Origin of the sequence: Intestinimonas sp. RTP31139st1_F5_RTP31139_211217 (genome assembly GCF_040226735.1) — a bacterium.
Taxonomy (GTDB): Bacteria; Bacillota; Clostridia; order Oscillospirales; family Oscillospiraceae; genus Intestinimonas; species Intestinimonas butyriciproducens.
Genome location: NZ_JBCOAQ010000067.1, coordinates 1 through 8121, shown reverse-complemented (window position 1 = coordinate 8121; position 8121 = coordinate 1). Strand labels below are relative to the sequence as shown.

The window sequence follows — 8121 nt, the reverse complement described above, 5'->3', positions numbered from 1 at the left end:
GCAATATAGTAATACAGAAAACAAGAAGAAAGCCAGCCAACCAAGGCCGGCTTTCTTCATTCCCATTTCCAGGGCGATTCAACTAAATGCACTGTATCATCAGAATCAGAACGGTAATAATAAAAGTCCGTTCCAAAGGCCCGAAAGCGAATATGCCACAAGCCGCAGAACTGAATCTTCTCAATATCCTTCGCTCTGATCCCGATGGTACGCTCCACATCTTCCTTCAACTATTCATCAGTATAGCGGCAATTCATATCATCCCTCCGCTCTCTCTCGCGCCCACAGGCCCACTGGAGACACACCAGGATGCCCAGGCATATACCATCCATCGTCATTGTACTCAAAGGAGACGGTCCGCCATGTGCCGCCATCGAGCCGATCCGGGAGCAGCACATCCAGACCCTGGCCGCAATGAATGTCCCATCCATCCCAAGTCAATCGATCACGCTCCGGCTCGTAGCCGATCTGCAAGACTTTTCGAGACATAGTTCTCCCTCCAATCAGTCCTCATAGTGTCCCCGGCAGGACAAAACGACGATGCTGTCATTTTCAACGGTATAAACAAGTCGGTTCGTATCATCAATACGTTTACTCATACCTTTGATCTTCCGCAGTAACTCCGCTTTTCCTATGCCCTGCACTGCCCCATCACGCTGCAGCTCCTGGAGCAGCTTATTGATCCGCTTCAGCGTTTTCTTATCCTCTGACTGCCAGTACAGGTAATCTGCCCAGGCGTCAGGCGAAAAGGTAATGTTATGTGCCATCGCCCGCCATCGCCTCCAGCTCCTCCATCGTTTTCACAATCCCAAAGCCGGCGCGCACCTGCTCCAGACCTCTTTCCAGCTTTCCAAGATAGGCAGCATTCCGCTCTGCCTTCTCCAGCTCATTAAACCGTTCCTCGCTGATGATCACCACATTTTTTTCGGCTTTTCTGGTTACAATTACCGTTTCTCCCCTGTCCGTCACTCTGTCGCAGAAATCCTTCAAGCGACCACGGGCAGTCGAAAAGTTAATTGCGATCATAGTACACACCTCCATTCCATATTATGCACCACATCTTGTACTATATATTGTACCATATCGAGCCAATTAAAGCAAGCACTACTTATTTCATATCCCACCACTTACGAATTGTCTTCGGGTCAAGTCCCGTGTCCCGGTGACAATCGGCCTTGCAGCCCTCCGGATGCTGCTGGCGCCACTCGCATACTCGGCCCTTGGCCGTGCCGCTACCAATAGGCCGTCCGTTTCCTTCCCGCCAATCCTTCTTTCCTTTCTGTCGAACACCGATATCCCGAATTGCCCTGGCAATTTCTAAATGATCTGCCTGCTTACGCCAATTCCGCTTATTTATGGGCATAGTTAGGCCAGAGAGTTTCCCTATATCGTCCCTTGGAAATGTCACATAGTCCTCATTGAACATTTCCAGAGCGCACACCACATCATCTTTTGTGAAGCGGTTTATATCCTCTACACTCATATCATCATAGGGCTTTAGCAGATCAAAAGCGTCCCGGCGCAACTCATCCTCATCAATCCCGCACTTTTTAGCATAGATTGCCAGCGTCATAATGCCATAGAACCGATGTCCCACCCGGATCTCGTCCCCGATCCTGTGCAGCCACCAGTCGTAAAGATCACGCTTGACCGTCCAGCGTCCCCGTCGCTCCTTCTTCACAATCCGCCGCTCATACCAATCCGGATACTTCTCTCTCGCCTCCGCCAGAGGCAGGCGGCTCTTTCTCATAAGCCCTTCAATCCTTTGCTGCTCCCCGTTGCTGTCCGGGATATAATCAAGCAGCCGTTCCAGCTCCACCGGTCCGCCGAACCGATAAGCCGTCACAGGATACTCCCGCCCCAGTTTGGAACCGGAACCGACCACCCGAAACCCCTGCAAAATACCCTGTATCTGCGGCTCCTTGATGGTAGATGTGTACCTGTTCCATATTTGCCGAGTTAGCGAATATTTCAATTCCTTCAAGCATCTCTGGTTGTGTGGGTACATAGGAATCGGTTCCTGAAGGACATAATACAAGTGAAGCCCCGTCCCGCTGTTTACAACAAAGGTTGCCTTGGGCAGAATATCCTTATTCATCTGGTGAAGCGTATCCCGAAGCTGGGGCATCCCCACCCCATCCAGATCAAACGCCAAGGCATAGAGATATCTGGCATTCTTGCCACTCCGCTGCCGGCCAAAGTAGGAAATAGGAGACATAATAGTAAAATCCGTATCCCGAAGCTGTTCCAACTCGGCCAGCTCGTCGGTAATAGTATAGCGTTTGGCCTTACCGTTACCCTCAATTTCCAAAGCAACCCCGGTTACACCGTCACCGCCCGCCCCAGCCTTGCCTTTTGGGATTGTCACAGCAATTCCGTTACCCTTCGCATCCTCAAAATGGCCCCGCCGCTCAAAACTGCCAACCGGAAAGACCTCCCGGTAAAACTCATAGGGCGTGATCCACTCCAAAAACTCCTCCAAATACTCATTCTTTTCCCGGTACAAATCCTGCAGCCGCTCCATGGCGGCCTGCTGATCCATGGTCATACTCTCACCTCCAAAAGAAAAAGTAGCAAAAAGAAAATCCGCTGCGGCGGGGAACGCCTGCGGGCGGGAAGGGGGGAAAGGGGGAGCCAAAGAGCGCCGCCTACGGCGGCTTAAAGAGAAAGTCACCTCCCCCTTTCCCCCCTGGCTCCGGCCATGGAAATGATGGAAAACCCTACGGGTTTACCACATTCCCACAGCCTCCGCCCACCCCTCTTTTCCCCTCCGACTTTCTCCCTATCCGAGAGAGAAATTTAAGAGATTTTTTAATTTGCCTAAAGGCAAAGGGGGGCATATATTATCAATATATTTATTTCCCTATTTTTCGACAACCAAAATTCCGACCTTATTTCTGCCTCTCCATGGCCAGTCCACACGGCATATATTATCAATATATTTATTTCCCTATTTTTGATTGTTATTATAGCCTGTCCAGGAGAGCTTTTCAAGTCCCCTGGAAGGCTTCTTCACTTCTGGCATTAAGTCCTCTGGAACGTCTCCCAACGGCTTAGTATGTACGATTGCCACTTCCCAATATTTAGATCGGAAATTCCGTTTTAACCGTTGCTGCCGAGCTATCACCACATTTCCACTATAAAAAGAATCCTCCGGATTCTGCTCCATGGCCTCCCGCATCTTTTCATAGCTGCCGTTATATTTACCAGTTATGCCGATCTTGGCAATCAGCCACTCTTTCCCCTCCGGGAACATTTCATCTTCTATCTGCTTTCTTACTACCGATTCCGCAAACTCTACTGAATACGGACTCTGAATGATGGTTTCCCACAGTTTTACTTTATACAGCCGCTTTCTTCCGTCCCTAAACGAGTATTCTTTTTCTTCAGAATGTACTACGACATACCCGGGCCGCTCCTTTTTAGGCTTCAGCCCTCGATCTGCATTAGCCCGTTCTTTTGCGATTCGCAATAAATTAGCGTTCAGGTGGCGCTGGTGGGCGCTCTCCGCCCGCTCTGCCTCCAGGGCCGCCCTCCATTCCTCTATCGCCTGGTTGGCCTTCAGAGCGGCTTCCTGGGCCTTTCTGTCGGCTTCTCTTTTAGCCTCTCTTATTTCTTTATCCGCCTCGGACTTTGTAATCCTGGCTTTCTGCTCCGCATCGGACAGCTGCCGCAACAGCTTGGCATATTCGGCCTCCGTCAAAATCACATGAGTACACTCTGGATCAGAATGGCCGCCAGGAACTTCCTTATAGCCCATCATTGTCTTTTTTACAAACTCGCCCATGGCAGCGTACCTCCTTACAGGCCCCGAATGTAGTTGTCGGCCACCACGCTGATCCGGTTATGGCCCAGGGCCTTGCTGCAGATCAGCATGGCCGCCTTGTCCAGCTTTTTCCCGGCCTCGTCCTTTCTGCAGGTATAGACCTGGCTCTGATACCGCTTCCCCGTCCCCCGGTTCACCCGGTCATAGGGAATGTCCTTGATCTCCCTGGCGTGGGCCTTATAGATGGCCGTGGCATAGTCTCCCCGGTACCCATGAATATCAGCACTGTTATGGACGTGCTGCCACACCTTTTCCTCTGCCGGCGTGCCGGCGATCCGCTCAATGATCTGCTCCGCATTTTTGCCGATAATCGGGCTTAAACGCTCACGTCCCCCCTTTCCGTTGCGAACATGGATAAACCACCCCTCCGGGAACATCCGGGCGTCCTGGAGCATTTCAAGCCGCTTTATGACGCTCGGCGCCCTCTGCTCCACCGGGACGCTCTCCAGCTGGGAGATCTCCGTCTCGATCTGCTCTCTGGAAACCAAGTCTTTTCCCCGCAGCTCCTGCAGCTCCTTCCGTCGCAGCCCAGTCCCCCGGCAAAATTTAATCAGCTCGTCGTTGTTGGTCTTGGAGAAGTGCCGATCCCGCACCCGATCCCCGCGGCTCCGCTTGATGTCCTCCCGGTTCCGCTTGGGCGGCTTGAAATAGTTTTCGTCATCCGGCGAGATCCCGTACAGCTTCCCCATGGCCTTGGCCTCCAGCTGCACCGTCCAGGCGGACAGGCCCTGGTCTACTCTGACCTGCAGCCACTCATTGACATACTTTTTTGCGCTTTTCAGCGTAGTACATTCCGGGTGGTTCTCCTTGATGTACTTGATAAAATACTTTGTGTGTTTCCAGTAGCTCTTGTATGTATTAAAAGAGTAGATTTTATCCTTCTCCTCCCCATGAGCCGTAGCCTCTTTCTTGCTCTCGCCAAAGGCTTGCATCCCCGTGAGCCGGTCATAGGCTTGCTGGTGCAGATCCTTGGAATACGCTTTATTTCTTCTTCCCACCCGGCTCCTCCTTTTCGGCGTCAGTTTTGAAAATCTATAAATATAGTTTCCTACACAAATATAAATCTATATTCATATAAATAAAGTTTTGTGGATTTATAGTAATCTACAATTCTATATATTCAAGTCGTTCAAGCAAAGCCGCCTCATGTCAGCTCCCCTCGGAGACTCGGCAATCGGCAAATACACTTTTTAACGTCTTATGTGTGACGGGTTTGGGATCTCTCCCTACACTTTTTTGAGCTGCTTATGTGTGCAGCCCCGATTTATTGAGATCTACGGCAGTTCGGGTTCTGTCGGCACCTTTGTAGAGGGTGCGGCTCTCCAGGAGATCTACAGTATCCTGGCTACTATCAGTAGGATGGGTAGGGACACGATGCGTTTTACTTACCCAAGCTTTCAAAAAGATTACTCACATGGGGTCCAAGGTGTGCTTTCCAATTCGCAAAAGGCTACTACGGCAAGCCCGCACACCACATAGGCGCATCAGACCTAAAATGGCTTCTGATTAGCATACAGCTAAACCCCCAGCCGGCAGCTCCCGGCCAAGACGCTCTGGGCCTAATTACTATTTACCCTCGCCCAGACGAGCAATTTATATTTTGTGATGACCGCAGCCAGCTCCAGCCGCAGCCGTTCTATCCATCACCGCCTTTCTGCTGGGCCGCTCTCTCTGACTCCACCGCCAATCAGCAGCCCTTTTCTGTTCAAGAATATCTTACCATACTATCCAGGGCGTGTCAACATATTCAGGAAACTAACCGTATAACGGTTTACCCGTTCACGCTATTGCGCAAACGGATAAACCGTTATTTGCTCAAAACAGAAGAAGGAGAGCTGCAGCCCGCATCCCTCCTTCTTCTGTTTTTTCGCTCTGCGCTAAGGCTCTATTGGAACAATCGTGATATCATTGTCCGCTTCTGTATCATCCGGAATTGGAACTATTGTGATATCTTCGGTATCATCTGGAATTGGAACGATACTCGGTGTGTTGCCCTTCTCACCCCATGGGATCAAAAACCCAGGATCTTGTTTCCGAGAATCAATAGTAATATCAAACTCAGGATCCGTCTTTGCCCATTCCTCCGGAATAACCAACCCGAATCCACTCAAAAAACATGATAACGCCAGAACGAAACTAAGTAAAGCCGTCCTCATGGTGCCTCCTTAGCCGAGTTTCATGGAAGCAAGTGCAGTATAGTTCACGTCAACATACATCACTTTACTGTTCCCGTTTGCTAAGTAGAGATAATAAGATCTCGTTGTTCCGGGAGTGATTGTTGCACTTCCGCTTCCTCCTGTCGCACTGTTTGCCCAATGATTGCCCGAACCGTTATTGTATCTGGAGATTCCATAATACAAAGTAAGATTACTGGGCATATACGAGACGCTCATTGTAATGGTAGTTAAATATTCCGACGTGAAGTAGATGGCTGTGTTTGCGGGAACTTCGAGGTTTGTGTAGCTGGTCCGCAACATTAAATCTGCATTCAAGACAATAATGTGGTCAATTTGACCGTCACCGTTAGTCGGTGTATTTGCCAGGATTCTCCTTTGCATATCATCGGAAAGGGATGCCTCGGAGGATTCAGCTACAGAATATTCCGCCACAATGAAATCACTGGTATCTGCAGCATTTCCAGTAGCGGAAACTTCAGGTGACGCAGCATAGGCGGGAGCACTTACGATTCCCACGCTCAAGACCAATGCCAATACAAAAGAGATAAGTTTTTTCATCTAAATAGCAACTCCTTTCTTCAGCAACAGGTGTACAGCTTCTTACACCTATAATAATTTTCACCTAACAAACAAAATGGCGCGTAAGGCTGGTTATAAATCGCAACCAATCCTACGCGCCAATCCAAACAGTCTTGATACGCCCCAACCACAAATTGGAGCCGCACCAATATCGCCTCATGAAGACAGGTTGCGTTTCAAAAAATAGATACATGGTGTCACCTCCTATATACAGTGTTGGCCAAAAGCTATTCTGACTATTATTATACATAACAGAAACGTTTCTTGCAATCTTTTTCCGGAAAAAACATCACATTTTTTCGTACAGGCTTCATTTTGTAAATCTCTTATGCAACCATGCCGGTCTCTTCTCAGAAGAAGATTCTTCCGAATCCTCTTCATAAATATTTAGCAAGACCATTTCTCAAAATCTCATTTACTGTCTCTGTAAGATTCTTATCTTCTTCCAGAGACATTCGTTTAAGCGCCCTATCTATGTCACGATCCAGAAAGTATGACCGCTGCACACGCTCTTTATTTTTCTCTCTTGCTGCCGGCTTCTCCGCAGCCACTACACCCGTCTCCCGGCCAGCTCCAATAATGGATCTGAATGCAGCCTCCTGATCGAACTTTGCTTTTCCTGCCATCACACATTCACCTCTTCCAGAAATTCTTTAATAAAGGCCCTGTAATCGTCGGCCACAGTAGACTTCCCGGCATAGTCAAATATATCGGCCCGGTTCGCCTGGGCCTCCTCCACGGCCACCGCAGAGCGGATATAGGTCTTGTAGATCGGCGCCGAAATGTACTCGCTCAGCTGCTCCGCCAGCTCCTTGATCTGCCGGCTAATATTTGCCCTGGGATTAAACTTGGTAAAGAGGATGCCACGGATCTTCACGCCGGGATTACAATACTTCTGAACGCTGGTGACTGTCTCATTGAGCTGGGAGATCCCAGCCGTGGCGAAGATCCCGGCCGTGGTGGGGATCAGAATATCTGTGGCACAGGTAAAGGCGTTCACCGTCAGCACCCCCAGGGAGGGGGGCGTGTCGATCACAATGAAGTCATACTCGCCGGCTACTGGGGCCACGGCCTCCTTCAGCCGGTGCTCCTTCCCGGTCTGGGACAGCTCCTGCTCCGCTCCGGCCAGCATGATGTTTGCCGGCACCACATCATAACCGCCCTTCGTGTGCTGGATGGCCTCCCGGACGTCGCTGCCGCGTTTCATCACCTCATAGACCGTCAGGACATTGTAGTTCTCCGCTCCGCAGGCCGTAGAGAAGTTCCCCTGGGGATCGAGGTCAATACCCAGCACCTTGTATCCTTTCTCCGCCAGTCCTGCAGCAAGGGCCTGGGCCGTGGTGGTCTTGCCAACGCCACCTTTCTGATTGGCTACTGCTACTATCATTTGTCACACTCCATTTCTACAATTCTATTTTTATAGAAATCTATATATCTATCTTACTATATTTCTGTCTTTATAGCAATATAGTAATACAGAAAACAAGAAGAAAGCCAGCCAACCAAGGCCGGCTTTCTTCATTCCCATTTCCAGGGCGA

Annotated in this window: 11 protein-coding genes; 1 reads left to right on the top strand and 10 read right to left on the bottom strand. The window is 49.9% G+C overall.

From position 1 onward, the window contains the following. Positions 1-199 (top strand): hypothetical protein (locus ABUA09_RS17710; protein ID WP_349949597.1); only part of this gene is annotated, 199 nt, incomplete at its 5' end. A 59-nt stretch (positions 200-258) separates the two neighbouring features. Here ABUA09_RS17710 and ABUA09_RS17705 read toward each other — a convergent pair. The 10 genes from ABUA09_RS17705 to ABUA09_RS17660 form a co-directional block, all read right to left on the bottom strand. Continuing rightward, a complete protein-coding gene (locus ABUA09_RS17705; RefSeq protein ID WP_238045572.1) occupies positions 259-489 on the bottom strand; it encodes a DUF5348 domain-containing protein in 231 nt (76 codons plus the stop codon). 14 nt (positions 490-503) lie between these two features. Beyond that, complete coding sequence (locus tag ABUA09_RS17700) at positions 504-767, bottom strand: Txe/YoeB family addiction module toxin (protein ID WP_238045573.1); 264 nt, start codon at positions 765-767, stop codon at positions 504-506. After that, positions 757-1026, bottom strand: a complete 270-nt coding sequence (locus ABUA09_RS17695) for a type II toxin-antitoxin system Phd/YefM family antitoxin (protein WP_279203157.1) — start codon at positions 1024-1026, stop codon at positions 757-759. The genes ABUA09_RS17700 and ABUA09_RS17695 overlap by 11 nt, the downstream gene beginning before the upstream one ends. A gap of 82 nt (positions 1027-1108) precedes the next feature. Beyond that, complete coding sequence (locus ABUA09_RS17690) at positions 1109-2548, bottom strand: hypothetical protein (RefSeq protein WP_238045575.1); 1440 nt, start codon at positions 2546-2548, stop codon at positions 1109-1111. Between the two features lie 402 nt (positions 2549-2950). Beyond that, positions 2951-3787 carry a hypothetical protein gene (locus ABUA09_RS17685; protein WP_349949596.1) on the bottom strand — a complete coding sequence of 279 codons (837 nt, stop codon included), beginning with the start codon at positions 3785-3787 and terminating at the stop codon, positions 2951-2953. A 14-nt stretch (positions 3788-3801) separates the two neighbouring features. After that, positions 3802-4824: a site-specific integrase gene (locus tag ABUA09_RS17680; RefSeq protein ID WP_349949595.1), complete on the bottom strand. Its 1023-nt coding sequence runs from the start codon at positions 4822-4824 to the stop codon at positions 3802-3804. A gap of 879 nt (positions 4825-5703) precedes the next feature. After that, positions 5704-5982 carry a hypothetical protein gene (locus ABUA09_RS17675; protein ID WP_349949594.1) on the bottom strand — a complete coding sequence of 93 codons (279 nt, stop codon included), beginning with the start codon at positions 5980-5982 and terminating at the stop codon, positions 5704-5706. 9 nt (positions 5983-5991) lie between these two features. Continuing rightward, on the bottom strand, positions 5992-6561 hold the full coding sequence (locus ABUA09_RS17670; RefSeq protein WP_349949593.1) for a hypothetical protein: 570 nt from the start codon (positions 6559-6561) through the stop codon (positions 5992-5994). A gap of 398 nt (positions 6562-6959) precedes the next feature. Continuing rightward, positions 6960-7208, bottom strand: a complete 249-nt coding sequence (locus ABUA09_RS17665; protein WP_349949592.1) for a hypothetical protein — start codon at positions 7206-7208, stop codon at positions 6960-6962. After that, entirely contained in the window at positions 7208-7969 is a 762-nt protein-coding gene (locus ABUA09_RS17660; protein WP_349949591.1) for a ParA family protein, read from the bottom strand. Before ABUA09_RS17660 ends, ABUA09_RS17665 begins: the two co-directional genes overlap by 1 nt. Positions 7970-8121 lie beyond the last annotated feature (152 nt).

Coding starts and splice junctions, on each gene's coding strand:
- ABUA09_RS17705 (WP_238045572.1), bottom strand. CDS start 489: ATGTCTCGAAAAGTCTTGCAGATCGGCTACGAGCCGGAGCGTGATCGA.
- ABUA09_RS17700 (WP_238045573.1), bottom strand. CDS start 767: ATGGCACATAACATTACCTTTTCGCCTGACGCCTGGGCAGATTACCTG.
- ABUA09_RS17695 (WP_279203157.1), bottom strand. CDS start 1,026: ATGATCGCAATTAACTTTTCGACTGCCCGTGGTCGCTTGAAGGATTTC.
- ABUA09_RS17690 (WP_238045575.1), bottom strand. CDS start 2,548: ATGACCATGGATCAGCAGGCCGCCATGGAGCGGCTGCAGGATTTGTAC.
- ABUA09_RS17685 (WP_349949596.1), bottom strand. CDS start 3,787: ATGGGCGAGTTTGTAAAAAAGACAATGATGGGCTATAAGGAAGTTCCT.
- ABUA09_RS17675 (WP_349949594.1), bottom strand. CDS start 5,982: ATGAGGACGGCTTTACTTAGTTTCGTTCTGGCGTTATCATGTTTTTTG.
- ABUA09_RS17670 (WP_349949593.1), bottom strand. CDS start 6,561: ATGAAAAAACTTATCTCTTTTGTATTGGCATTGGTCTTGAGCGTGGGA.
- ABUA09_RS17665 (WP_349949592.1), bottom strand. CDS start 7,208: ATGGCAGGAAAAGCAAAGTTCGATCAGGAGGCTGCATTCAGATCCATT.
- ABUA09_RS17660 (WP_349949591.1), bottom strand. CDS start 7,969: ATGATAGTAGCAGTAGCCAATCAGAAAGGTGGCGTTGGCAAGACCACC.